Here is a 23,088-nt window from a genome sequence, read left to right on the forward strand (position 1 = left end):
CCATGAGCCTGAATGCGATTCACAAATTGCCCCCGCTGCCCGGGGCCGCCCGCATCGATCAAGCTCCGGCCGCCACGCCACCGCGCACCCGCGCGAGCGGCGGCGCGTTCGACACGATGCTCGAACGCGAAGTGCGCGGCTCGCAGCCAGTCAATTTCTCCGCGCATGCGCAGTCCCGGCTCGTCTCCCGGCAAATTCAACTAACGGATACCCAACTCGCCAGACTACAGAACGGAGTCGAGCAAGCCGCGCAAAAAGGCGCCAAGGACTCGCTGGTGATGCTGGACAATCTCGCGTTCATCGTCAACGTGCCGAACCGTAAGGTCGTCACCGCCCTCGACGGCGCGAATACGCAAGGAAATGTGTTTACCCAAATCGATAGTGCAGTAATCGTCTAACCAACGGGCCGGACCTCTTGAGGAGGCCCAATCGGGTGGATCGACTGAAGCCCGAAAGGAGTATTTGCCTATGATGACCTCGTTGTTCAGTGCCGTCACGGGAATGACTAACCATCAAACTCGGATGGACGTAATCGGCGACAACATCGCCAACGTCAATACGATCGGCTTCAAGGCCAGTCGTGTTTCCTTCGCGACCGGATTCTCGCAGCTCCTGCAGGCGGCCGACAAGCCGAATGATACCGCGGGCGGCAAGAACGGCATCGAAGTCGGACTGGGGATGCGAATCTCGTCCATCGACCGCATCTTCAACCAGGGAAACTTTGAAAACACGGGCAATCGTACCGACCTCGCCGTGCAGGGCGACGGCTTCTTCGTCGTCGGCGACGCCGCCGGTCAATACTACACCCGATCCGGCAACTTCCAGATCGATGCCGACGGCGCGCTGCTCGCGGGCGGCGGCCGTTATCACGTGTTAGGGCGACTGGCCGACAAGAACGGTGTCCTGCTGCGCTCCTCCGCCGTTGAACCGATGGAATTGCCCTTCGGTGAAAAGGACCCCGCCAAGGCCACGACAAACGTGAAGTACTTCTGCAACCTCGACGCGAATGCGTCGAAGACGCAGACCTATACGGCCTCGATTGCCTTCACGGCCAATGAGGTTCCCGCCACGGGAGCCGCTGAAATCAACGATCTTGATCAAGTAACCGCGGCGCTCGATGACGGCGATACGATCACCATTTCCGGAAAGAACCAGGCGGGAGCGGACGTGACCGTGGACTTCGTGTACGGAACCGACGGCACGACGCTGCAAGACCTGATGGACAAGATCAATTCGGCCGCCGGCTACAATTCCTCCGGAGCCGACGGCTCCAAGGTCGGACTCGATGCCGCCGGCAAGATGTCGCTCCGTGATAACCTGGCCGGCGACAGCCAATCCACGATCTCGATGAGCTTCAACGACGCGGCGGGCAGCGCCTCCGCGATGGTGCTCCCGACCTTCGTCTCCACCGAAAGCGGTTCGACGGGTACCCACTCCGCGTCGATCAACGTCTATGACAGCCGCGGCGATACGCACCGCGTCGAGATCACCTTTACGCAGGATGTGACGCAGACCAATGTCTGGGACTGGCACATCGTGGTCGATGACGGTGCAATCGACGAAGTGAATGCGCGGCTAAATGGTGACTCGGGAAGTGTGCGCTTCAACACGGACGGCTCGCTGCTCGCACTCGAAGGCGGGCCACTCACGTTCGATCCGCCGGGAGCCCAGGGCATCGTGATCAATCTCGACGGCGGCACGGTCGGTACGTTCGACGGCATCACCCAGTTTTCCTCGCCCAGCACGACCATCGCGCTCAATCAGGACGGTCACGGCATGGGTGTGCTGTCCGACTTCACGGTGGACGGCAGCGGAGTGATCAACGGGACGTACTCCAACGGGATCACCCGTACCCTCGGCCAGATCGCGCTGGCGCGGTTTGCGAATCCGAGCGGTCTGCAACTCGCGGGGGAAAATATCTACGAAAGCAGCGTCAACAGCGGCGATCCGCTGATCGGCGTTGACAACGGAAACGTCAATCAAGTCTATTCGGGCTATCTGGAACTGTCCACCGTTGACCTCGGCGAGCAGTTCACGGATATGATTATCGCCCAACGAGGATTTCAGGCCAGCTCGAGGGTCATCACGGTCGCGGACTCGCTTCTCAACGAAGTCACGCAGCTGAAGCGGTAGTTCTGAGCGGTGACCGCGGGGTTCCTCGGTGAACCCCGCGGTCCACGACCGCTGCGGCGTCCGTCGATCATCCCCTCGCGCAACCGCGCCACACCGCACCCCCTCGCGGCTGGCCGTCCTCCCCGGCAATCCACTTCGGCTCCGCCCGTCTAGTCCGCGCAACAGAGCACTCTGTCACGGCCGCTTGTGCGCGACCGTGAACGGCTAAACTATGGGCCAGCCCCTCTCCACCTATGGCAAGACCTCCTGAAGACAGCGAACCTGAAAACCAGGAACCAGCCGTCGAACCCGCGCCGAAGAAGAGTAAGCCGATGATGAAGTACATTATCATCGCCGCCGTGCTCGTCGTCCAGACCGTGCTCGCCTATTTCCTGCAAAAGACCTTCCTGTTCCCCGGCACCGCTACCGCTAACGTCGAAGCGGCCAAGCACGAAGAAACGGAGGAAGGCAAGGAAGGTGAGGAAGGTGAAAGCACCGTCGTCTTACTGGACGAAATTGTGGTGAATCCCGCCGAAACCGCCGGTCGCCGCTATCTCGCCGTGACCATCGGCCTGCAAATGAAAGGCGAAGCGCTCGAGGCTTCGGTCGAGAAAGCCGGCCCGCTGATTCGCGACGCGCTCATCACGCTGCTATCCGCAAAACACCTCGACGAGCTATCCCGCAGCTCCTACCGCGACACGCTCCGTACGGAGATCAAGACCGCGGTGAACGTGCACCTGAAAAATAAGGTTGACAACGTCATCTTCAGCGGATACGTCCTGCAGTAGCACACCATGAGTAAGATTCTCACCCAGGAAGAGATCGATGCGCTGCTGAAGAACGTCTCGGCCGCGCAGACCTACGAGCCGGCCGTCGATGTCCGCGAGCGACCCGTCCATCTCTACGACTTCAAGCACCCCGACCGGATTTCCAAGGATCAACTGCGCGCGCTGCGAACGATCCACGATTCCTTCGCCCGGTCCTTCGGCACGTATCTCTCCGGTATGCTCAGAACACTCGTCGATATCAATCTACTGTCGATCGATCAGGCGACCTATTCCGAGTATATGCTGTCGCTGTCCGTGCCCTCATGTATCCATATCGTGACGTCGAAAAATCTGAAAGGCTCGTCGATCCTGGAGATGTCCCCGCAATTCGCGCTCACGGTGGTCGATCGACTGCTCGGCGGAAGCGGCACGCGCGTCGGCAGCATCCGCGAACTGACCATCATCGAGCAGAATATCCTGCGCAAAATGATCGACTCCTGTCTCACGATTCTGGCCGATGCCTGGCGCCACGTCTATCCGCTCAACTTCTATGTCGAATCGTACGAGTCCAACCCGCAATTCGTGCAGATCGCGCCGGCGTCAGAAACCGCCGCCGTCGTCTCGTTCGAAATCATCATGCGCGATATGACCTATCCCATGAACGTCTGCTCGCCCTACTTCGTGCTCGATCCGCTGATCCAGCACCTCGCGACGAGCTGGTCCAATGTCAGTTCCAAGCGCCCGTCCAAAGTGGACATGGAAGCGATCCGGACGCGCGTCGGTCTCACGCAGCTGCCGGTGGCGGCGGTACTGGGCGACGCCAACATCAGCCTCGATCAACTCCTCCGGCTCAATCGCGGCGATGTGATCATGTGCCGACAGCGCAACGACGACTTCCTGCGCGTGCGCGTTGACGGCAAAGTGAAATTCTGGGCCGAACCGGGCGTGAGCGGTCTCAACAAAGCATTCAAGGTCGTTCGGCGAGTCAGCGATATGGAGGAAATCAACTTTGAGTGACACTCTGATTAGTGCCGGCGTGGACCGGAAAGTTCTGGCGATGGAGTCCAACTTCCGCAGATTGCTGGAGCGGTCGTTGTTGACCTTCCTCGATCGCGCTGTCCCCGTCACCCTGACAGGCCCCGAGCCGTTTGAGTTCAAAGATGTCAAGGCGCTGCTGCCCGGCGAAATCGTGCTGGCAACGCTGACCGCGACAGAGTCGGTGCAGGGGAAAGTGCTGTACGCCATGACGCGGGAGGACGCGGCGGTATTGGCCGACCTGCTCCTCAGCGGTGACGGCAAGGCCGCCTTTGCGAGTGAGGACCACCTCGAACCGCTGCGCGACCTGTTCCGCGAAATCACCGCGAGTCTGTCGTCCGATATCGGTAAGGAAATCGGCAAGCACGTCGCCTTTGACGACATGCGGATCGTGTTGATCGATCTCAGCCCCTCCGATTTCGCCGGATCGGCCTGGGTGGTCAACAAGCTGGAGTGCGAAATCGATCGGCCGCTCACGATCCTGCGCATCGTCGCGAAGGAATTCATCCGGGCGTGCTACCCGGAGGAGTCCAGCGCGCCCGAGGGGCGCGACAGCGTGGACCTCAGTGAGACCGACGAGTCGATCCGCAAGGAAATGGGCCTCGTGCTGGATATCGAACTTGATCTGTCGATCGAACTCGGCCGGACCTCGATGCTCATCCGCGACATCGTCAAGCTCGGTCCGGGGTCGATCGTCGAGCTGGATAAACTGTCCGGCGAGCCTGTGGATCTTTACGTGAATGGCCGCCGCTTCGCCAAAGGTGAAGTCGTGGTCGTTGACGAAAACTTCGCCGTGAGAATCACGGAGTTGGTCCCCGTCGAAGAGCGGATGAAGGCCAGCCGCAACTAACATGTGGTACGAGATGCTCAAAAGCGCCGCCGCGCTCGCCCTGATTCTGGGAATGATCTTCCTGCTCGCGTATCTCGCCAAGCGCTTCAATGCGCTGCGCGGGCGATCCGGGCAAGGGGTTCACGGCTGGCGAATTCTGGGCGTCAAATCTCTGGGACCGCGGAAGCAAGTATTCATTGTGGAAGCCGGAACGCGAATCCTGCTCATCGGTTCGACCGACAAGATGATGACTACACTCGCGGAAATTCACGGTGATGAAGAGCGCGCGGCGTTGCTGGGCGCCGTCGAGGCCGAGCGTCCCGCCGTGGCTTCGTTCAGCGATCTGCTGAAGAAAGTGTCTTCGTGAAAGCAACGCTCTCCGCCGCGACCCTGCTGACCATCTTCCTGTTACTGATGCCGCAACTGGCCGACGCGCAGGCGATCCCATCGCTCTCGCTTCAGGTCGGACCCGCGCAGGAACCCGGAAAGGTCGTCTCGACGCTCCAAATCGTCGGGTTGCTCACGCTGCTCGCGCTGGCTCCGGCCATGGTGTTGATGATGACGAGCTTCACGCGGATCATCATCGTTTTGCATTTTCTGCGGCAGGCCATGGGGGCGACGCAGGTTCCGCCGCCGCAACTGCTGGTGGGACTGGCCCTAATTCTCTCCTATTTCATCATGCAGCCGGCCATCAACCAGATCAATGAAACGGCTCTGCAACCCTACATGGCGGGACAAATCGATCAGAAGGTCGCCATGACCAATGCCGCCGCGCCGCTGAAAGATTTCATGCTCCGGCAAGTCCGCGAACAGGACTTAGCCTTGTTTGTAAATCTTTCCGGACAGCCACGTCCCGAAAACAAGGCCGATGTCTCGATGGGAACCCTGGTCCCGGCCTTTGTGATCAGTGAAATGCGGATTGCGTTTCAAATCGGATTTGTGCTCTATCTCCCGTTCCTCATTATCGACATGGTGGTCTCGTCGGTGTTGCTCGCCATGGGCATGATGATGCTGCCGCCGGTCATGATCAGTCTGCCGTTCAAGATCCTCCTGTTTGTGATGGTGGATGGCTGGTATCTGGTCGTCGAGTCCCTGGTGAAAAGTTTCCACTGACCCCACTCCCCGCATGACGCAAGAATTGGCCATGTATGTCACGAGCCAGGCGCTGACTACTGCTCTAATGGTCAGTGCGCCGCTGTTGATCGCGGGTCTCGTCGTCGGTGTCGTCATCTCGATGTTTCAGGCGGTGACGCAGATTAACGAAATGACCTTGTCTTTCGTGCCGAAAATTGCGGTCACCGGACTGGTGCTGCTCCTGGCCGTGCAGTGGATGGCCCAGCAGGTCATGGACTACTTTCGCTACATCATCTCCATTATCCCGCAAATCGCCCAATGAACGAACGCGAGAAAGTCGCCTGGATCCTGCGGGATATTCGGACGCTGCCGACGCTGCCGCATGTTGCCGTGGAATTGCTGCGTCAGAGCGAGCGCGCCGAGACTTCGCTTTCCGAGATCGCACTCCTGGTCGAGAAGGATCCCTCGATCGCCACCCGGCTTCTGAAACTCGTGAACTCGTCGTACTTCGGCCTCCGGCGGGAAGTGGCCAGTGTTCATCAGGCGTTGATGCTCGTCGGCCTGAATAATCTGCGCAGTTTGGTCCTCTCGACTTCCGTCATGGATTTGTTTGATCAAAAAGGGCAGGTGGGGCAGCTTGACCGCGGCGACCTGTGGAAACACTGTATAGCCACCGCGATCACCGCGCGCGCGATCGCCAAGGACACGCGGATGATGGACCCGGAAGTTGCGTTTACTGCCGGTCTGATTCACGACATCGGCAAAGTGATCGTTGATCGCTATCTGCATCCGGAATTTGTCGAGATTGTCGCATTGATGGAGCAGCAGTCGTGTACCATGCGCCAGGCGGAAGGAGAGATTCTCGGCGTCACGCACCCTGAGATCGGATTGCACCTGACCACGCATTGGAACTTGCCTGAGGTGCTGCGCGAGTGCGTTGCGTACCACCACTCGCCGAACGATGCCGGTACGTACGGCACGGAAGCGGCCGTGATCGCCTTGGCCAATGAAATGTCCTACGAACTCGGTCACGGTTACGGGGAAGCGGAACGGCCGTTGGAGTCTGATCAGATTCGCGCCTTGACGCGGCTCAGCGAAGAGCGAGCGGCTGCATTGCGCGGCCAACTGCTGGAGACCATCGAAAGCGACGTGAGCGCGGTCGCACAGCACTCCTCCGACCATGCCCATTGATGTGGCTCAGATCGAGCTGTTCGCGCTGGTCTTCATCCGGCTGACCGCCGCGTTCTCCGTACTGCCCGTGTTCAGCAACGCGGCGATTCCGTCGATGCTGAAAGCCGGCCTGGCCGGCATCATGGCGCTGCTCGTCGTGCCCGCGATGGATCCGACCATGCTTGCCGCTCACGGCACGGCGTTGGACTTCTTCAATCTGGCGCTGCGCGAAAGCCTTTGCGGAATCTTGATCGGCTTTGTCGGTCAAATGCTGTTCTATGCGGTTGAAGTTGCCGGCAATCTGATCGGTTATCAGATCGGCTTCTCGTTTGTCTCCTCGGTCGATCCGAACTCCGACGCCCAGAGCACGGTCATGACGCAGCTCTATACGATATTCGCGACGCTGCTCTTTCTGTGCCTGAACGGTCACCATCTGATGATCGGCGCTGTTGCGGAGAGCCTGCAACGAATTCCGGTCGGTTCCTTTGTGATCGGAGACGGATTCATGACCTTCTTCATCGCTTCGGCGGCAACCATTCTCGCGGACGGTGTACGGTTAGCCGCTCCGATTATGGTGACGCTGCTGGTAACCGACATCGGATTCGGAATCCTGACTCGCGTGGCACCGGCGATGAACGTGTTCGTGATCGGATTCCCGCTGAAGATCGCCGGTGGCTTGCTGATGACGGCGGCGTCGCTGCAAATCGTCGCGATGACGTTTGGCGGACAACTGCAAAGCTGGACACGCCAGACGCCGGTGCTGCTTAGACTCATGGGTGCTCCGTGAGCTGGATGAAAGACGACAGTCGCAGCGAACCCGCGACACCAAAACGACGGAGCAAGGCCCGCACGGAGGGCAGCGTTGCCAAGTCCGCTGACCTCAGCTCCGCCGTCGCTCTGCTCGCGGCCGCGATTGCGCTGAGTTGGTTCGGGGCGCATCTATTCGGCGGCTTGGGGGACATCATGTCCCTGCTGCTCTCTCAATGCGGAACCCTCGAACTCTCGGTTGACGCGGCGCCGCAATACCTCGTGCGCGGTTTCGTCGTGATCGCGGGACTGCTGGCGCCGCTGTTTCTTACCGTGATGGTGGCCGGCGTCGCCGCGAATATCGGGCAGGTTGGATTCAAAATTACGCCCAAGGTCGCGTATCCGAAATTCAGCCGCATCAATCCGTTCAGCGGCTTTGCGCGGCTGTTTTCGCCGAACTCAGTGGTGGAATTGCTGAAGAGTATTCTGAAGCTCGTGCTGGTCGGCGTCATCGTTTACGTGGCGATCCGCGGCAATCTGAACACCATCTACAGCCTGACGCAAGTGCCCGTCAGCGCGCTGGGTCCGACCGTCGGGAAACTCATGGTCCGCATTATCATGACCGCCGCCGTCACGCTCGTCATGATGGGCATTCTCGACTTCTTCTACCGTCGCTATGAGCACGAGACATCGCTCAAGATGACCAAGGAAGAAGTGCGCGAAGAGTCGAAAGAGCAGGAGGGAGATCCGCGCGTCAAGTCCAAGATCCGCGAGATCATGATCAAGAAAAGCATCCAGCGGATGATGAAGCAAGTTCCGCAGGCGGATGTCGTGATCACCAACCCGATCCACCTCGCCGTGGCTCTGAAATACGATCGCGCAAAAAACGTCGCACCGGTGGTCGTCGCGAAAGGTGCGCGCAAGGTCGCCGAGCGCATCAAAGAGATCGCCCGCGAAAACAACGTCCCGATTATCGAAAACAAGCCGCTGGCCCGCGCGCTGTTCAAAGCCGTCGAGATCGGCGAGGAAATCCCGCTGGACCTCTACAAGGCCGTGGCGGAAATCCTCGCCTATGTCTATCGCCTGAAAAAGAAGTTCTTCGGAGTCGCCTGAGTATTGAATGAATAATCCCGCGCCCAAAACCGCAGCCGCGGCGCCCGCGGCACCGAACGCGCTGAAACGACTCTTCAGTTACAGTGATATTGGCATGTCCATCGGCCTCGTGGCCATCATCTTCGTGATGGTGATTCCGCTGCCGCCGTTCCTGCTGGATATCCTGCTGGCGATGTCAATCGCCATCTCGCTGTCAATTCTGCTCACCGCATTGTATGTTGAAGAACCGCTGCACTTCTCGGTCTTTCCGGGATTGCTGCTGGTGGTAACATTGTTCCGACTGGCGTTGAACGTGGCCTCCACGCGCCTGATCCTCGGCGACGGCTACGCCGGTCACATCATTCAGGCCTTCGGCAGCTTCGTCGTCAAAGGCAACTACATCGTCGGCCTCGTGATCTTCCTTGTGCTCGTCGTGATCAATCTCGTGGTCATTACCAAAGGCTCCGGCCGCATCTCCGAAGTCGCCGCCCGGTTTACGTTGGACGCGATGCCCGGCAAGCAGATGGCGATCGACGCCGACCTGAATCAGGGCATGATCGACGAAAAGGAGGCGCGCCGCCGCCGCGAGAAAATCGGAAAGGAAGCTGACTTCTACGGCGCGATGGATGGCGCTTCGAAATTCGTGCGCGGCGATGCCGTCGCCGGACTGCTGATCACCGCTATTAACATCCTCGGCGGTTTCGGAATCGGCATGTGGCAGATGCAACTTGGATTCGTCGAGTCACTGCAGAAGTTCACGATTCTGACCGTGGGTGACGGTCTCGTGGCGCAGATTCCCGCGCTGATTACATCCGTGGCGGCCGGTATCATTGTCACTCGCGCGGCTTCCTCCGGAAACCTCGGCCACGAAGTCACGAGACAACTGCTCGGCTATCCCCGGGCAATCTACGTTGCGTCCGGCGTGTTGGCCGTGTTCGCGATCACCCCCGGTCTGCCACTCACGCCGTTTCTCATTCTCTCCGCCGCGTGCTTTCTGCTGGCGCGCATGGCCGCCCAGCAGCAGCCCGCCAAAAACGCGGAATTGGCGGCCGAAGAGGCCGCTGCGCTGGCCAAGAAAAAGCCCGAGAAGGTCGAGGACTACGTGCTCGTTGATCCGTTGGAGATCGAAATCGGCTATGGCCTGATCCCGTTGGTCGAGGGCGGACCCGGCGGCGATCTGCTGGACCGTATCACCAATCTCCGGCGGCAATTCGCTGTGCAAACCGGACAAGTCATCCCGCCCGTGCGGATCCGCGACAACACGCAATTGTCGCCGAGTAGCTATGTGATTCGCATCCGGGGCACCGAGATGGCTCGCGGCGAAATTCGCCCGACCATGCTGCTCGCCTTAAATCCCGGCGAAGGCGCCGCGCGAATCGAGGGCATTCCCACGCGTGATCCGAGCTTCGACCTGCCGGCCATCTGGATCCACCGCAGCGAAAAAGAGCGGGCACAGTCCGCCGGCTACACCGTGGTCGAACCCGCGGCGGTCATCACCACGCACCTCTCGGAACTCATGAAGCGAGAAGGCTATCGACTCATGTCACGAGATGCGGTACAAGAGCTCATGGAAGCCGTGAAGAAGACCCACAAGACCGTGGTGGACGAGCTGGTGCCCGGACAACTCGGCATCGGACAGATTCAGAAAGTTCTGCAAAACTTGTTGCGCGAGGGACTGCCCATCCGTGACATGTCCACGATTCTCGAGACCTTGGCCGACTACGCGCCGGTCACGAAAGATCCGGAGTTTCTGACCGAAGCTGTGCGGGTCGCGCTCTCGACGACCATCGCTCAGCGCTATGAAGATGAACCCGGCAGACTATCGGCCCTCACGATCGATCCGCGCATCGAGCACATGATCAGCGATGGACTACGCACTTCCGCAAAAGAGGGAAGTGAATTCGCGCTGCCCGCCAATGTCGTCTCACGGCTGGTGGACAAAGCCCGCGATCTGGCAGCTCGAATGCAAAACCGCGGCTTCCAGCCCATCGTCATCACGGCTCCCGGGATCCGCACCTTCTTCCGCCGACTGATCGAACCCGAACTGCCGAACGTCATTGTACTGTCGGTCGGTGAACTCCCCGCGCATACGCAAGTCTTGCCCATGGGCACGATTCAACTTGAAGGACAATCGTCATGACTCCGCAAAAGTTCACTGCCACGACCATGCGCGAGGCGTTGCAAAAGGTTCGCGAGGCGATGGGCGAAGACGCCATCATCCTGAAATCCGAGCGCGTCAAGGCCGGTGGAATGGTCAATTTCCTCAAACAGGACCTCGTAGAAGTCACCGCAGCGCCGTCCGGTTATCAGCCGGAAGAGGCGGAGAATGGTCCCGATTTTGCAAATTCGCTTGAACATGCGATGAACAGCTCCGGTTCTGAGCAGAGTCTCACGCGCCCATCCGCTGACCTGCAACGCCTTCAGGATGAGCTCAAGAACCTGCGAGAGCAACTGGCGGATATCGGTAACTACGTGAAATACAGTCACCTCCCGGTAATGCCCCGGGAGCTTACGAAAGTCTGGGAATCCCTCGGTGAAGCAGGCGTTGACAATCAATGGGCCACAGACCTCGCCCAAAGCGCCCTGGTGCAGCTTGGGGCCGACGATCTGATCTCTGCCGAGCGTGTGGAACAATTTGTCCTCGACCAGATCGCTCAGTCCGTTCGTCCGGCACCCCGCTTGACAGGCCGCCGCCGAAACGGCTACAAGGTGATGATGGTCGGTTTGCCCGGTGCCGGGAAGACCACCCTGATCCAGAAACTGGCTTCCGATCCCGCCGCTTACGGCAAACGCAAGCTCGGGCTGTTCTCCCTGGACACCCATCGGATGGCCGCCATTGAACAGATGAAAGCCTTCGCCCGCATCTCCGGCGCACCGCTGGAGACAGTCTATCGCCCCGATCAGGCGGTCGAAGCCCTGCAGCGACTTGTCGGTTGCGAAGCTATCCTGATCGACACCGCCGGACTCTCGCTTTCTGAACAAGCCCGCCGCACCGAACTCGCCGCGTTCATCTCCGAGATCGATCCCGACGAGATCCATCATGTGCAGAACTCGATGATCCGCGACGATGACTTGATCTATGCCAATGAATGCTTCCGTGATCTGAGCCTGACGCACCTAAGCTTTACGCGACTCGACGAATCGCGCCGTCATGGATTCCTGATCAACATCGCTCGCGCAGCCGGAAAGCCAATTGCCTGGCTGAGCCGGGGACAAGCCTTCGTCGGCCAACTCGAACGCTATGCCCCCGAGCATCTGCGACAGTGGATGGCCGCGGAGCCGAAAGCCGGCGCCGCCCGCGAAGTGTTTGAACTCGCCCGGTAGGTCTCCCTGTCATGGCAAAAGCGAAGCGGAAACCGTCGGCACTCAATGAGCTCCTCACCACGATCAGGCGCTTAATGGTCTGCACCGTCGCCGCCATCGGGTTGTTTCGCGAAGTTCCGTATGACATCCTGGTGATTCGTCTCGTGGTCCTCGCCGCCTGTCTCTATCTCATTTCCAGCATGACCGAATTAATCTTCCAGTATCTGTCCTATCGCGCCCAGGCGACCGCGCCGACGGGCGTGATCCCGGCGGCCACCGGCAACCCGGCGAAACACGAACTCTCGCAAGTCGAATAGCGCATGAAGGCCATTCACCCGATCAGCGCCGGATGGGAAGCATACACGCAGTCGCGGAGCCCCGAGGCACGCGAACAGCTGTTGCTCCAATACATGCCGCTGGTCCGGCGAATCGCCGCCAGAATGCTGGGCTCTTTGCCGCGCAGCGTACGCATCGACGACCTGATTTCCGCCGGAGTCGTCGGACTGCTCTCCTCCCTCGATCACTTCGATCCCGGTCTCGGCGTCAAATTCGAGACCTTCGCCATGAACCGCATCCGAGGTGCCATGGTGGACAGCCTGCGTGAACTCGACTGGGTACCGCGTTCCGTCCGCCAGAAAGCGCGACAGTTGGAACGCGCGATGGACGAACTTGCCCAACGACTGGGCCGGATTCCGGAAGATCGCGAAATCGCGACTACCATGGACGTCTCGCTCGACGACTACCACAAACTGATCGACGAAATCAACGTCGCGGTGCTGCTCTCGCTGGACGATGCCTTCCCGGGCGGTCGCTCCGACCAACCGACCCTGGGTGAAATGTCCGTCGATCCGAATGCTGCGTCCAACGAAGACCGGATCGAAGAATCGGAATTGCGTGGTCTGCTCGTAAACTGTCTCAAGAATCTTCCGGAACAGGAGAAGCTCGTCGTCGCCCTGTACTACTACGAAGAGCTGACATTCAAGGAAATCGGTGACGTGCTCAGCCTGACCGAATCACGGGTCTCACAAATCCACAGTAAGGCGATTCTCAAATTGCGCACCGCGGTGCGCTTGAACATGGATCGCTGACCACCGCAAGGTGCTCCGGGGAGATCCCTTCATGATCCGTCCCGTCGAACAACACGAACGACTGCATCCCAAAGAATACCTCGACCGCGTGCGCAAGGCCGAAGGGACTCCCGAAGTCGAACCGCGGGACTTCTCCTACGTCGTGCGGGAGGCCGATCAACGCAAACACGACCAGTCCTCCGGCTCCGAATTCGGAGCGGACAGCTATGAAGCCTCCGATCAGCAATCCGGCGAATCTCCTGCCGATGAACAACAACAACCTCACCCCGATGAGCGCGATCCCCGGCGACCAGCGGACGACGGATCCCTCGATGTCACCGTCTAAGCCGGGCGCGATGGTACGGACGATGACGCTGCTCTTCGCCGCCGCGGCCATCTTACTGAGCGTCGATGCATTCGCGGCCACCCTGGCCAGCGTGCGCGTCGGTCCCCACAAGAACTTCGATCGCATGGTCTTCGAGTTCGATCGCGAATGCGCAAGCTTCGTCACTGCGAAGGGCAATCAAAAGGTCGAAATTCTGTTCAAAAATGCGGACACCGGCAAGTCCTTCACCTTGCCCCCGTTGCCCCCCGGACTCGTGGCGATTAAGTCCATCGATGCGTTCCGCGTCGGCGACTCTGACGTGGCGTTCGAGATTACGCTGGCCCGGGACGCCTCCGCCTCCGAACTTCCCCTGAACGGAAAACCGTGGCGAATGGCGATCGATCTGGCGCCCAAGATTTCACAGTCGGAAAGCAAGAAGCCGGAGTACATCCCCGGAGATCAGCCGATCCCGACAAAATTCGCGGAGGCGAGTGCTCCCGACGGTCCGCCGGAACCCGCGGCGAAAAGCGATCCGCTTCGCGTGGACAATTCCGTCGATCCGGCAAAGGCGCGTGCCGTGCTGGCCTACTTTTACCTGGCCGGCGGCGACACGCCGAAAGCCCGGGAGTTTGCCGATGCCTATCAGCAATTGACGGGTGAAGCGCTCGATATTCCCGCCCACGCGAATACCGCATCCAACGGCTCCTTCTTCGGCAACGTGCAACTCTCGGCAGGGTGGATCATCGCGATTGCCCTTGTCGCGGGCATGTTCGGTGGCGCCATCGGAGCATGGGCCACTGCAAGACTGGCGAAACTGAGCCGGAAGCGAACGGCTGCAGCCGCGGGGCCACGCGAGTTGAGCGATGAACTTGAGTCCGATCTCGCTGAACTTGAACAGACCGTGAAGGCCGAGGCGAAACCGCGTACGCCCGATCCGCAGGCCGAACGAACGAAACAGCGCGCCGGGACGGCCGCCGAGGCCGTCACCGCCGCTCCGCCGGAAGAGGAAGAAGTGAAAGAGAGTCTGATGGATCGCCGCGTGCGCCGCGTCCTGGAACTCTCCAAAGCAGGGCGCCCCGTCGGCGAGATCGCCGCCGAACTCGAGATGGGGCAGGACGAAGTCAAGTTGATTCTCGATCTCAATTCTTAGTCGAAAGGTACACGTTTGCCAATCTTGCGAATCCCCTTGCGCGTCGGAGAGGTTATTTCCGCCACCGTCAAACGCAAAATCACCGAGCAACGAGTGCTGATCTCCCTCAAAGGTCATACTCTGGTGGCCGAACCCGAGCAGGACGTGATGCCCGGTGATGAAATCAAAGTCCAGGTACTCTCCGTCTTCCCGCGGATTCGCCTGCGATTGCTTCCGGCACCTCCCCTCGGCGGCAGGTCCAGCCAAACCCCGCTCGACCTCCACACCTGAGCCCATCCCGGCATACTTTGCCGCACGCGCTATTGCGCTTTCCCCCCGCATGACTTCTCCCGCTCCAAACTCCCTTGCGGCTGTGCTTTAAGTTGATCTGTCGCTCCCGGTAACGTTGCTATAGACAGTGGCACTATCCTTGCACCCATTCCGCAAGGATTACTGGAACCAGACATGATCAAAGGCATACATACTTCCGCCGCCGCCATGCGCATCGGCATGGCACGGCAAGACCTCAACGCCAACAATCTCGCCAACGCCGACACTGCCGGCTTCAAGCGCGACCGCCTCTTCGTGCATGAGCTCGTCGCTGCACGGATGAGCAGTAACGATCATGATCTGTCGGCCGTCGAAGCCGCCTCCAGGACGGACCTCTCCGCCGGAGCACTGAACCCGACCAGTGATCCGCTACATTGCGCGCTACAGGGGAAGGACATGTTCGTCGTCAGTAACGGTCAGCAGGAACTCTACACGCGCAGCGGTCGCTTCCAGCGCAACTCCGACGGAATCTTGCTGGATGCAGATGGTCGAAAGGTGCAAGGCGAAGGCGGTGACATCTCGCTACCTAACGGCACCGTCACGATTTCACCGACCGGCGAAATCAGCGTCAACGCCGTCCTGATCGATCGGCTGCGGGTCGTACAAGTCGAAGACTCGGCTACTCTGCGCAAGGCCGGCGCCTCCAGTTTCGTGACGGCCCCCGGCGGCGCACCCCCTGCACCGAGCGCCAATCCTACGGTAATGCAAGGCTTCCTCGAATCTTCCAACGTCGATAGCGTCCGTGAAATGGTCGAAATGATTTCGACCGCCCGCAACTACGAAATGAACGCGAAACTGCTGACCGCTCAGGACGACAGCCTGCGCCACAGCGTCGGCGAACTGGGCAGAGTCTAACCCGAATTCATGTCATGATCAAATCGCTCTACTCCGCTTCTTCGGGCATGCACGCGCAGCAAACGAATCTTGACAACGTGGCGAGCAATCTCGCCAACGCCAACACCACGGGCTACAAACGCAGCCGCGTGGAATTCCAGGATCTGATCTACGAAACGCTGCGTGGCGTCGCGCCGACGGCACAGGGGACGACTACCCCTTCCGAATTGCAGATCGGAAGCGGTACCAAAGTCATCGCGACCACCAAGAGCTTTGAGTCCGGTTCGCCGCAGGAAACCGGCAATCCGCTGGATATGATGATTCGCGGCGATGGCTTCTTCCAACTGCTGATGCCCAACGGCACGGTCGGATACACCCGCGACGGGTCGTGGAAACTCTCCAACGACGGCCGCATCGTCAATGCCGACGGTTTGCCCATGGAACCGCCGATCACCGTCCCGCAGGATGCCACCTCCATTTTGATCAATCAGGACGGCCGCGTGCTCGTGAACACCGCGACTTCCACCGAGCCGTCGGAAATCGGCACGATTGAACTCGCTCGCTTCGTGAATCCGACCGGCCTGGAAAGTCTCGGCGGCAATCTCTACAAACAAACCATTGCCGCGGGTGATCCGCTCGTCGCGCAGGCCGGCCTCGACGGCACGGGCAACATCGATCAGGGCTATCTCGAAAGTTCCAATGTCGAAATTGTGAACGAGATGGTTTCAATGATCACCGCCCAGCGCGCGTATGAATTGAATTCCAAGTCGGTCAAGACCGCCGATGAAATGATCGGGATCGCTACCAACCTCAAACGATGATCGCTCGTTTCGTCATAGTGCTCGCCGGGTTCGGCACCGCCGCGTTCGCCGACGCCGGGTCCAGCGTCATCGAGGCGTTGATCGCCCGCGAGTGGCAGCCGCTCACCGCGACCGTCGAGTGGGCCAGCACCGGAGCACTGCCACTGTCCGTGGCCGCTCAAGATGACTGGACTCTCGCCGTGGCGCTGCCGCACCGTCCCTGCGGAAGTCTGATCGTGCAGCTGGAGCGCAAGGAGTTTAACCATGAGACACGTCGCGTTTCGGTAAGCGGAAACTGCCGCGTCCGCGTAGATGCCTTCACAGTTGCCCGCCAGATTGCGGCCGGCCAACCGCTGACTCCGGAGGACCTCATTCCTGTGACCATGGACTGGAAGCCCGCCTACGGCGAGCCGATCCAGCCCGGCCAACTTACCCCCGGCATCATGGCCGCGCGGGCGCTGATTCCCGGTCGCCCGGTGTGCCATTCCGATCTGAAACGTGCGGACCTCATTCAACCGGGGCAACGCGTTTCCATGCATTACGAAAGCGGAACTGTACGCGTAACGATTCCCGGTCGAGCCCTCGCCGGTGGCGCGCCCGGAGACTTGATTCAGGCCGCGACGTACGATTCACCCAGCAAGACCTATCAGGGTCGCATCCAGCCCGATGGACATGTACAAATCTCCTTCTGAACTCGCACGAAACGCGGCCATCACGATGATTGTCTTCATGGCGGCGAGCGCCTTCGCGATTCCCGCGCCCTCCATGTACGCGGATCGGATCGCGCGTGACGTCGGAGACATCGTCACGATTCAGATCGTCGAGAACACCACTGCCTCGGCCGTAGCCGGAACCAACACCAAGTCCGAATACGGGGCGTCGTTGTCGGCCGGTGGAACCGGCGCGCTGGACTTCATTCCGCTGCTCAGCGGAGAAGGCGCGTCCAAGAGCGAACACAAAGGCGACGGGCGCACGACCCGCCAGGGCAGGCTCTACGGCACCGTGACCGCGCGGGTGGTCGAAGTGCTGCCGAACGGCTACCTGAGAATCGAAGGGCAGAAAAGCGTCGTCATTAACGGCGAACGCCAATTGACGATTCTGAGCGGTGTTGTCCGCACCGATGACATCACGCCGGACAACTCGATTCGCTCCGATCTGATCGCGGATGCCGAAATCACCTTCAAGGGCAAAGGCGCGCTGGCCAATTCGGAACGACCCGGAATCATTGCCCGTGTCTTCGACTGGCTCTTCTAACATGACGCGCCTCATCGTCCTCGTAATCCTGATCGCCACTCCCGCACTCTCGCAGGTGCGGATTCGCGATATCACGACCTATCCCAATTCCGCGCCCACCACGCTGACCGGCTACGGCCTGGTCGTCGGTCTGGCCGGAAGTGGCGACGGCAGCAAATCGACGTTTACGCCGCAATCGTTTGCGACGATGCTGAAGGAATTCGGAATCGTCGTGGACCCGGCCACACTGAAGCTCAAGAACGTCGCCGCCGTCATGGTAACTTGCGAAATGGCGCAAGGAACAAAATTCGGTTCGCGGGCCGACGCGCTCGTCTCGTCGCTCGGCGACGCTACCAGCTTGCAGGGCGGAACGCTGCTGCGCACGGTCATGCAGGACCCCTGGGGCGAACCCGTCGCCGAAGCCCAAGGTCCAATTTCCATCGGTGGGTTCAATTTCGAGTCACAAGGATCGCGCGTCTCAAAAAACCACTCCGTCGTCGGTCGGATTCCGCAGGGAATCGTAATGCTCGCGAACGCTGAAGCGCTGCCGGCGCCGGCTGATACGTTTGTGCTCTCGCTGACCCGGCCCGATGTGCAACTGGCCGTGCGCGTGGCGACGGCCATCAATAATCTCTATCCGGAGCGCGCGCGCGTGCTCGATCCATCCACCATCGTCGTCGAGCTGCCCCACGAATACGTGAGCAGCACAGACCGTCTGAGTTTCCAGTCTGAATTGCTTGATCTCACGGTCAGACCCGTGGCCTCGGATCGCATTGTCATCAATGAACGGACCGGCACCATCGTCGTCGGCGCCGCCGTCGTACTCCTGCCGGCGGCGATCGCGCACGGCAACCTGACCGTCGAAATCACCGAACGCTCCGCGGTCAGCCAACCTCCCGCGTTCTCCAACGGACAAACCATCAGCGAACGGCAGAGTCGCATTTCCGTGGAGAATGCCGGAACAGGCTTGCTCGAAATGGAGGGCGCGGCCTCGGTCGGTGATGTGGCCCGAGCGCTCAACGCACTCGGCGTCAGCCCGCGCGACATGATCGCAATCTTCCAGGGGCTGAAAGAGTCCGGCTCGCTGCAAGCCGAGCTGGTGATCATCTGATGAACCCACTTCGTCCCGTACCGCAAGCCTTGAATCCGGCGGCCGCGACGGCCGCGCTGACACTCAAGAGTGATTCCGCCGCGGCGCGCAAGACCGAGCAGGCGGCGGCCCAGTTCGAGTCTATGATGACCCTGCAGCTCGTGCGCGCCATGACCACGACCATGGACGGCAAATCCCTGCTCGGAAACGGCGTCGAGAGCGAAATGTTCAATAGCCTCGCTGAATGGCAACTCGCGGAGCACGTCGCCAAGTCCGCGCACTTTGGCATCGCCAAATCGATTCTCAGTCAAATCGCTCCCCCGGAGCCCATTCGCCATGAAACCAACTCGCGCTGATTTCGTCCGCAATCTCGGCACCCTGCGAATCCACGTTCAGTACCTGAACCGCGGGCTGCGTGAAAATGACGTCGATGTGATGGAGCGGGAATCGAAGGTCATTCAAGAGGTGCTGCTCGACCTGATCAAAAATCAACGCAAATTGCCGCGCGAACAACAGCAAGCCGTGCGCCCGCATTTCACCGCGATTCGCAAAGACGCCCTGCGCTGCCTCGAACTCGCGCGCAAAATCATGGATGACAGCTTGCAGGCCATGCTCGGACTGATCAAGGCGTGCGAAGAAGCCGGTAACTACGGCCCTGGCGGCGGCTCCTCCATTATGGTGGACCGTCAAGCCTGACCATGAGCACACTCTCAGACATCCTCCAAACCGGGCGCTCTGCGATGGCCATCAACCAGTTGGCCATGCAGGTGATCGGCAACAATGCCGCCAACGTCAACACCGAAGGCTACAGCCGACGCCGGCTTGACCTGGCCGCCATGGCTCCCAGTTCCCTCGGCGATCGCTGGCAGGTTGGCAACGGCGTCGACATCCAGTACCTTGGCCGCGTGCGCGATCGCCTCATTGATCAGCAGATTCGCCAGGGGACCTCGGAAGAGTCTTATTGGACGCGCAAAGATGATATGCTGGGCCGAGTTGAAGAAGTCTTCAACGAACTCGGCGGAGCGGCGATCAGCGACCAGTTGCAGCAATTCTGGTCCGCCTGGCAGGATCTCGCCAATGACCCCGAGAGCGAGTCCTCGCGAATTGCACTGCGCGAAAAGTCTGAGACGCTCGCGGCAAATGTACGACGGGTGTACGGCAATCTTCGCGGGCGGCAGAATGACGTCGATCAAGAGATCGAATCCTCCGTGGCCCGCATCAACAACTTGACGAGCCGCGTGGCCGCGCTGAATATCCAAATCCTGCACGCCGAAAACAGCGGGGTGGAGGCCTCCGATCTGCGCGACTCGCGGGATATCGCTTTGGAGGAACTGTCCGGCTTGATCAGCATCAGGTCGGAAGAAGGCGCGGATGGCATCGTCAACGTTTACACCAACGGCCGCATCATCGTGCAGCGCGATACCAGCATCGATCTCGTGTCCACCCGGGTGGACTCGGCCTCCGGGTCGCGCACCGTCATCTCGGCCGGTATTCACGCGCGCCCCTTTGTTCCGGAAGGTGGAGAGCTGAAGGCCCTGATTGATCTCCGCGATGAAGACATCGAAGGAACGATCCGGGCGCTGAATGACTTCGCGCGCGAACTGACGAGCCAAGTCAATGCCATTCACACCACAGGCTACGGACTCGACGGCAGCAGCGGACAGGAGTACTTCAGCCCGCACGCCGACAACGCCGGAGAATTTACCCTCTCGGCGATGATCCAGGCGGACGTTAGCTACATCGCAGCGGCGTCAGCCCTCGATTCGCCTGGCGATAATTCGCTTGCCTTGCGGATCGCCGGCTTGCAGACGCAGAAACTACTGAACAACGGCCGCTCTACGCTGGACGAATACTTCACCAGCAGTGTCCTGGCCGTCGGCTCCAAACGTGAGTTCGCGGCCGGTCAGCTCGCAGCGCAGCAAGGCGCCATGGAAAGCCTGCGGAATCGCCGCCAACAGGTCTCAGGCGTCTCGCTGGACGAAGAAATGACGCATCTCATTGAAGTTCAAAATGCCTACGAAGCAGCCGCGAAGATCGTCAAGACCGTTGACGAGATGCTGCAAACCGTACTGGATATCGGTGCCTAAGAATGACCATGAGAGTATCTGACTCCTACCGCAACGCTGTCTTTACCGCTGATGTTCAGGAACGGCTGGCCAATCTCGTCCGGATCCAGCGGGAAATGGGAACCGGCAATCGTATCTTCCAGCCATCCGAAGACACGGAAAATGCGGGACACCTGTTCCGGACCGAACGCAGCCTGGCGGAGAATGCGCAGTATCAGCGGAACATCGAAGACGGCCAGAACTGGTTGAATGCCGCCGATGCCAGCCTGCAATCCATCGTTGACTTGATCAGCGAGATCGACGCGCTCGCCGTGGCCGCCGACAACAGCAGCCAGAACGAACAGGATCGCGAGAACACTGCCATCCAAATCGACCAGAAACTGGAAGCGCTGACCACGCTGATTAACGCGCAGCACAACGACCGCTATCTGTTCGGCGGCTTTCAAACCGTGGCTGCCCCGTTCACCTTGGACCGCGATGAAAACGGCCGCATTACCGGCGCGCACGCGACGCAAGAGACGCTGCCCGGTCGGATCTATCGGCGGATCAGCGAAGGCGAGGACGTGCAAATCAACGTCCCCGGCAGTGAGCTGTTTCAGCCGCTGGGAGCGGCCGGGACCAACCGCGATCTCGTGTACGTCCTCGCGCAACTCCGCAATACCATCGCCAACAACAATCAGCCGCCGGACGGCCAGGAAGCCACACTGTCGAACGAGGCGTTGCGAACCGCCTTGAGCGACATTCGCAATGGGATGGTCACACAACAGACCTACGTCGGGAGTATCGGCCAGCGACTGAATGATACGCTGTCCAGATTGAAGTCGCAGGCCGTCGATCTGACCGACGAACAGGAACAAGCCGGCGGTGTGGACCTCACCGAACTGGTCAGCCGGCTGGCCACGGAACAGAGCGCGTACGACGCGTTGGTCCAGATCAGCTCGCGAGTTCTGAGTAGGTCCCTCGTCGACTACATTCTCTAAGGATAACCCCATGAAACGCCGCGCATTGATTACCGGGATTACCGGACAGGATGGCAGCTACCTGGCCGAATTGCTGCTGGCGAAAGATTACGAAGTGTTCGGAATGGTTCGGCGCTCGAGTCAGGACAATCTGGGACGAATCGAACACCTGCGCACGAAAGTTCACGTCATGCAGGGAGACCTGCTCGATGCCAACTCGCTCGAGAAGATCCTGCGCGACGCAAGACCTGAAGAAGTCTATAACCTCGCCGCGCAGAGCTTCGTCCCGACCTCCTGGGAACAGCCGATCCTGACCGGAGAATTCACTGCGCTGGGAGTAACCCGCTTGCTGGAGGCGATTCGCTCGGCCGACCGCGCCATTCGTTTCTATCAAGCTTCCTCATCGGAGATGTTCGGATCCGTCCGCGAAACCCCGCAACGAGAGTCCACACCGTTCTACCCGCGCAGCCCCTATGGCGTCTCCAAGGTTTACGGTCACTACATCACCGTCAACGCGCGCGAAAGCTACAGCCTGTTCGCCGTGTCCGGAATCCTCTTCAATCACGAATCCCCGCGCCGCGGCAAAGAATTCGTCACGCGCAAGATCACGCGCGGTGCGGCCGCGATCAAGCTCGGCTTGACCGACCACATCGAACTCGGCAACCTCGACGCGCGTCGCGACTGGGGCTTCGCCGGCGACTATGTCGAGGCGATGTGGCTAATGCTGCAGCAAACCGACCCGGAGGATTACGTGATTGCTACCGGACATACACACACCGTTCGCGAGTTCTGCGAACTGACGTTCGGTCAACTCGGGTTGGACTATCGCCAGTATGTTCGAATCAACTCCGCCTTCGTGCGACCGGCTGAGGTGGACTTGCTCGTCGGCAATCCGTCGAAAGCCCGGGAACGGCTCGGGTGGTCGGCCACGACCGACCTCGAGGGTCTGGTCAAGATGATGGTCGATTCCGATCTTCGCGATTTGGCCAGCGGGTCAACGGACTTTCCGCTGCCGCCGGCACATCCGCATGCGTTCAAACGCAACCTCCACGCTCCCGTGCCTGAAACGCGACCGTCGGTGATTCCGCAAGTCGTTCGCTGACCCGTAATTCCGTCGGCGACCAGA

At 60.1% G+C, this 23,088-nt stretch carries 28 protein-coding genes; all 28 read left to right on the forward strand.

Going from position 1 to position 23,088, the window contains the following annotated elements; genetic code table 11:
- Window positions 1-2 precede the first annotated feature (2 nt).
- The 28 genes from HZB60_00865 to gmd all read left to right on the forward strand — a co-directional run bounded on the left by HZB60_00865 (window position 3) and on the right by gmd (window position 23,064).
- Window positions 3-398 carry a hypothetical protein gene (locus HZB60_00865; protein ID MBI5058312.1) on the forward strand — a complete coding sequence of 132 codons (396 nt, stop codon included), beginning with the start codon at window positions 3-5 and terminating at the stop codon, window positions 396-398.
- A gap of 70 nt (window positions 399-468) precedes the next feature.
- Complete coding sequence (locus HZB60_00870; GenBank protein ID MBI5058313.1) at window positions 469-2,133, forward strand: flagellar hook protein FlgE; 1,665 nt, start codon at window positions 469-471, stop codon at window positions 2,131-2,133.
- 233 nt (window positions 2,134-2,366) lie between these two features.
- Entirely contained in the window at window positions 2,367-2,900 is a 534-nt protein-coding gene (locus HZB60_00875; GenBank protein MBI5058314.1) for a flagellar basal body-associated FliL family protein, read from the forward strand.
- Window positions 2,901-2,906: 6 nt separating this feature from the next.
- Complete coding sequence (gene fliM / locus HZB60_00880; GenBank protein MBI5058315.1) at window positions 2,907-3,896, forward strand: flagellar motor switch protein FliM; 990 nt, start codon at window positions 2,907-2,909, stop codon at window positions 3,894-3,896.
- Entirely contained in the window at window positions 3,889-4,764 is an 876-nt protein-coding gene (gene fliN, locus HZB60_00885) for a flagellar motor switch protein FliN (protein ID MBI5058316.1), read from the forward strand. The genes fliM and fliN overlap by 8 nt, the downstream gene beginning before the upstream one ends.
- 1 nt (window position 4,765) lies before the next feature.
- The gene (gene fliO / locus HZB60_00890; protein ID MBI5058317.1) at window positions 4,766-5,110 is read left to right on the forward strand and encodes a flagellar biosynthetic protein FliO; all 345 of its coding nucleotides are present in this window, start codon (window positions 4,766-4,768) and stop codon (window positions 5,108-5,110) included.
- Between the two features lie 47 nt (window positions 5,111-5,157).
- Window positions 5,158-5,856: a flagellar type III secretion system pore protein FliP gene (fliP, locus tag HZB60_00895; protein MBI5058318.1), complete on the forward strand. Its 699-nt coding sequence runs from the start codon at window positions 5,158-5,160 to the stop codon at window positions 5,854-5,856.
- A gap of 13 nt (window positions 5,857-5,869) precedes the next feature.
- The gene (gene fliQ, locus HZB60_00900) at window positions 5,870-6,139 is read left to right on the forward strand and encodes a flagellar biosynthesis protein FliQ (protein ID MBI5058319.1); all 270 of its coding nucleotides are present in this window, start codon (window positions 5,870-5,872) and stop codon (window positions 6,137-6,139) included.
- Window positions 6,136-7,008, forward strand: coding sequence for an HDOD domain-containing protein (locus HZB60_00905; GenBank protein ID MBI5058320.1), 873 nt, complete (start codon window positions 6,136-6,138; stop codon window positions 7,006-7,008). The genes fliQ and HZB60_00905 overlap by 4 nt, the downstream gene beginning before the upstream one ends.
- Entirely contained in the window at window positions 6,998-7,774 is a 777-nt protein-coding gene (gene fliR, locus HZB60_00910) for a flagellar biosynthetic protein FliR (protein MBI5058321.1), read from the forward strand. The genes HZB60_00905 and fliR overlap by 11 nt, the downstream gene beginning before the upstream one ends.
- Complete coding sequence (flhB, locus tag HZB60_00915; protein ID MBI5058322.1) at window positions 7,771-8,847, forward strand: flagellar biosynthesis protein FlhB; 1,077 nt, start codon at window positions 7,771-7,773, stop codon at window positions 8,845-8,847. The genes fliR and flhB overlap by 4 nt, the downstream gene beginning before the upstream one ends.
- A gap of 7 nt (window positions 8,848-8,854) precedes the next feature.
- Window positions 8,855-10,966 (forward strand): flagellar biosynthesis protein FlhA, encoded by a 2,112-nt coding sequence (gene flhA, locus HZB60_00920; GenBank protein MBI5058323.1) that lies wholly within the window; start codon window positions 8,855-8,857, stop codon window positions 10,964-10,966.
- The gene (locus HZB60_00925) at window positions 10,963-12,150 is read left to right on the forward strand and encodes a 50S ribosome-binding GTPase (protein MBI5058324.1); all 1,188 of its coding nucleotides are present in this window, start codon (window positions 10,963-10,965) and stop codon (window positions 12,148-12,150) included. The genes flhA and HZB60_00925 overlap by 4 nt, the downstream gene beginning before the upstream one ends.
- 11 nt (window positions 12,151-12,161) lie before the next feature.
- Window positions 12,162-12,446, forward strand: coding sequence for a hypothetical protein (locus HZB60_00930; GenBank protein MBI5058325.1), 285 nt, complete (start codon window positions 12,162-12,164; stop codon window positions 12,444-12,446).
- A 3-nt stretch (window positions 12,447-12,449) separates the two neighbouring features.
- Entirely contained in the window at window positions 12,450-13,217 is a 768-nt protein-coding gene (locus tag HZB60_00935; protein ID MBI5058326.1) for a FliA/WhiG family RNA polymerase sigma factor, read from the forward strand.
- Window positions 13,218-13,248: 31 nt separating this feature from the next.
- Window positions 13,249-13,542 carry a hypothetical protein gene (locus HZB60_00940; GenBank protein MBI5058327.1) on the forward strand — a complete coding sequence of 98 codons (294 nt, stop codon included), beginning with the start codon at window positions 13,249-13,251 and terminating at the stop codon, window positions 13,540-13,542.
- Window positions 13,424-14,671, forward strand: a complete 1,248-nt coding sequence (locus HZB60_00945; GenBank protein ID MBI5058328.1) for a hypothetical protein — start codon at window positions 13,424-13,426, stop codon at window positions 14,669-14,671. The genes HZB60_00940 and HZB60_00945 overlap by 119 nt, the downstream gene beginning before the upstream one ends.
- A gap of 24 nt (window positions 14,672-14,695) precedes the next feature.
- The gene (locus HZB60_00950; GenBank protein MBI5058329.1) at window positions 14,696-14,941 is read left to right on the forward strand and encodes a hypothetical protein; all 246 of its coding nucleotides are present in this window, start codon (window positions 14,696-14,698) and stop codon (window positions 14,939-14,941) included.
- 174 nt (window positions 14,942-15,115) lie between these two features.
- Window positions 15,116-15,835: a flagellar basal-body rod protein FlgF gene (gene flgF, locus HZB60_00955; GenBank protein MBI5058330.1), complete on the forward strand. Its 720-nt coding sequence runs from the start codon at window positions 15,116-15,118 to the stop codon at window positions 15,833-15,835.
- 14 nt (window positions 15,836-15,849) lie between these two features.
- The gene (gene flgG / locus HZB60_00960; protein ID MBI5058331.1) at window positions 15,850-16,635 is read left to right on the forward strand and encodes a flagellar basal-body rod protein FlgG; all 786 of its coding nucleotides are present in this window, start codon (window positions 15,850-15,852) and stop codon (window positions 16,633-16,635) included.
- The gene (flgA, locus tag HZB60_00965) at window positions 16,632-17,306 is read left to right on the forward strand and encodes a flagellar basal body P-ring formation protein FlgA (GenBank protein ID MBI5058332.1); all 675 of its coding nucleotides are present in this window, start codon (window positions 16,632-16,634) and stop codon (window positions 17,304-17,306) included. Before flgG ends, flgA begins: the two co-directional genes overlap by 4 nt.
- A complete protein-coding gene (locus HZB60_00970) occupies window positions 17,287-17,868 on the forward strand; it encodes a flagellar basal body L-ring protein FlgH (GenBank protein ID MBI5058333.1) in 582 nt (193 codons plus the stop codon). Before flgA ends, HZB60_00970 begins: the two co-directional genes overlap by 20 nt.
- Window position 17,869: 1 nt before the next feature.
- Window positions 17,870-18,958: a flagellar basal body P-ring protein FlgI gene (locus HZB60_00975; protein ID MBI5058334.1), complete on the forward strand. Its 1,089-nt coding sequence runs from the start codon at window positions 17,870-17,872 to the stop codon at window positions 18,956-18,958.
- Entirely contained in the window at window positions 18,958-19,293 is a 336-nt protein-coding gene (locus HZB60_00980; GenBank protein MBI5058335.1) for a hypothetical protein, read from the forward strand. Before HZB60_00975 ends, HZB60_00980 begins: the two co-directional genes overlap by 1 nt.
- On the forward strand, window positions 19,274-19,633 hold the full coding sequence (locus HZB60_00985) for a hypothetical protein (protein MBI5058336.1): 360 nt from the start codon (window positions 19,274-19,276) through the stop codon (window positions 19,631-19,633). Before HZB60_00980 ends, HZB60_00985 begins: the two co-directional genes overlap by 20 nt.
- A gap of 2 nt (window positions 19,634-19,635) precedes the next feature.
- On the forward strand, window positions 19,636-21,024 hold the full coding sequence (gene flgK, locus HZB60_00990) for a flagellar hook-associated protein FlgK (GenBank protein MBI5058337.1): 1,389 nt from the start codon (window positions 19,636-19,638) through the stop codon (window positions 21,022-21,024).
- 8 nt (window positions 21,025-21,032) lie between these two features.
- Window positions 21,033-21,983: a flagellar hook-associated protein FlgL gene (flgL, locus tag HZB60_00995; protein ID MBI5058338.1), complete on the forward strand. Its 951-nt coding sequence runs from the start codon at window positions 21,033-21,035 to the stop codon at window positions 21,981-21,983.
- 10 nt (window positions 21,984-21,993) lie between these two features.
- The gene (gene gmd, locus HZB60_01000) at window positions 21,994-23,064 is read left to right on the forward strand and encodes a GDP-mannose 4,6-dehydratase (protein MBI5058339.1); all 1,071 of its coding nucleotides are present in this window, start codon (window positions 21,994-21,996) and stop codon (window positions 23,062-23,064) included.
- Window positions 23,065-23,088 lie beyond the last annotated feature (24 nt).

It is taken from the genome of candidate division KSB1 bacterium, assembly GCA_016214895.1.
Classification (GTDB): domain Bacteria; phylum Electryoneota; class RPQS01; order RPQS01; family RPQS01; genus JACRMR01.

Excerpts from the sequence above, each read along its gene's own strand:
- HZB60_00865 (MBI5058312.1), top strand. The coding sequence starts at position 3 with ATGAGCCTGAATGCGATTCACAAATTGCCCCCGCTGCCCGGGGCCGCC.
- HZB60_00870 (MBI5058313.1), top strand. The coding sequence starts at position 469 with ATGATGACCTCGTTGTTCAGTGCCGTCACGGGAATGACTAACCATCAA.
- HZB60_00875 (MBI5058314.1), top strand. The coding sequence starts at position 2,367 with ATGGCAAGACCTCCTGAAGACAGCGAACCTGAAAACCAGGAACCAGCC.
- fliM (MBI5058315.1), top strand. The coding sequence starts at position 2,907 with ATGAGTAAGATTCTCACCCAGGAAGAGATCGATGCGCTGCTGAAGAAC.
- fliO (MBI5058317.1), top strand. The coding sequence starts at position 4,766 with ATGTGGTACGAGATGCTCAAAAGCGCCGCCGCGCTCGCCCTGATTCTG.
- fliP (MBI5058318.1), top strand. The coding sequence starts at position 5,158 with ATGCCGCAACTGGCCGACGCGCAGGCGATCCCATCGCTCTCGCTTCAG.
- fliQ (MBI5058319.1), top strand. The coding sequence starts at position 5,870 with ATGACGCAAGAATTGGCCATGTATGTCACGAGCCAGGCGCTGACTACT.
- HZB60_00905 (MBI5058320.1), top strand. The coding sequence starts at position 6,136 with ATGAACGAACGCGAGAAAGTCGCCTGGATCCTGCGGGATATTCGGACG.
- fliR (MBI5058321.1), top strand. The coding sequence starts at position 6,998 with ATGCCCATTGATGTGGCTCAGATCGAGCTGTTCGCGCTGGTCTTCATC.
- flhA (MBI5058323.1), top strand. The coding sequence starts at position 8,855 with ATGAATAATCCCGCGCCCAAAACCGCAGCCGCGGCGCCCGCGGCACCG.
- HZB60_00925 (MBI5058324.1), top strand. The coding sequence starts at position 10,963 with ATGACTCCGCAAAAGTTCACTGCCACGACCATGCGCGAGGCGTTGCAA.
- HZB60_00930 (MBI5058325.1), top strand. The coding sequence starts at position 12,162 with ATGGCAAAAGCGAAGCGGAAACCGTCGGCACTCAATGAGCTCCTCACC.
- HZB60_00935 (MBI5058326.1), top strand. The coding sequence starts at position 12,450 with ATGAAGGCCATTCACCCGATCAGCGCCGGATGGGAAGCATACACGCAG.
- HZB60_00940 (MBI5058327.1), top strand. The coding sequence starts at position 13,249 with ATGATCCGTCCCGTCGAACAACACGAACGACTGCATCCCAAAGAATAC.
- HZB60_00945 (MBI5058328.1), top strand. The coding sequence starts at position 13,424 with ATGAAGCCTCCGATCAGCAATCCGGCGAATCTCCTGCCGATGAACAAC.
- flgF (MBI5058330.1), top strand. The coding sequence starts at position 15,116 with ATGATCAAAGGCATACATACTTCCGCCGCCGCCATGCGCATCGGCATG.
- flgG (MBI5058331.1), top strand. The coding sequence starts at position 15,850 with ATGATCAAATCGCTCTACTCCGCTTCTTCGGGCATGCACGCGCAGCAA.
- flgA (MBI5058332.1), top strand. The coding sequence starts at position 16,632 with ATGATCGCTCGTTTCGTCATAGTGCTCGCCGGGTTCGGCACCGCCGCG.
- HZB60_00970 (MBI5058333.1), top strand. The coding sequence starts at position 17,287 with ATGTACAAATCTCCTTCTGAACTCGCACGAAACGCGGCCATCACGATG.
- HZB60_00975 (MBI5058334.1), top strand. The coding sequence starts at position 17,870 with ATGACGCGCCTCATCGTCCTCGTAATCCTGATCGCCACTCCCGCACTC.
- HZB60_00980 (MBI5058335.1), top strand. The coding sequence starts at position 18,958 with ATGAACCCACTTCGTCCCGTACCGCAAGCCTTGAATCCGGCGGCCGCG.
- HZB60_00985 (MBI5058336.1), top strand. The coding sequence starts at position 19,274 with ATGAAACCAACTCGCGCTGATTTCGTCCGCAATCTCGGCACCCTGCGA.
- flgK (MBI5058337.1), top strand. The coding sequence starts at position 19,636 with ATGAGCACACTCTCAGACATCCTCCAAACCGGGCGCTCTGCGATGGCC.
- flgL (MBI5058338.1), top strand. The coding sequence starts at position 21,033 with ATGAGAGTATCTGACTCCTACCGCAACGCTGTCTTTACCGCTGATGTT.
- gmd (MBI5058339.1), top strand. The coding sequence starts at position 21,994 with ATGAAACGCCGCGCATTGATTACCGGGATTACCGGACAGGATGGCAGC.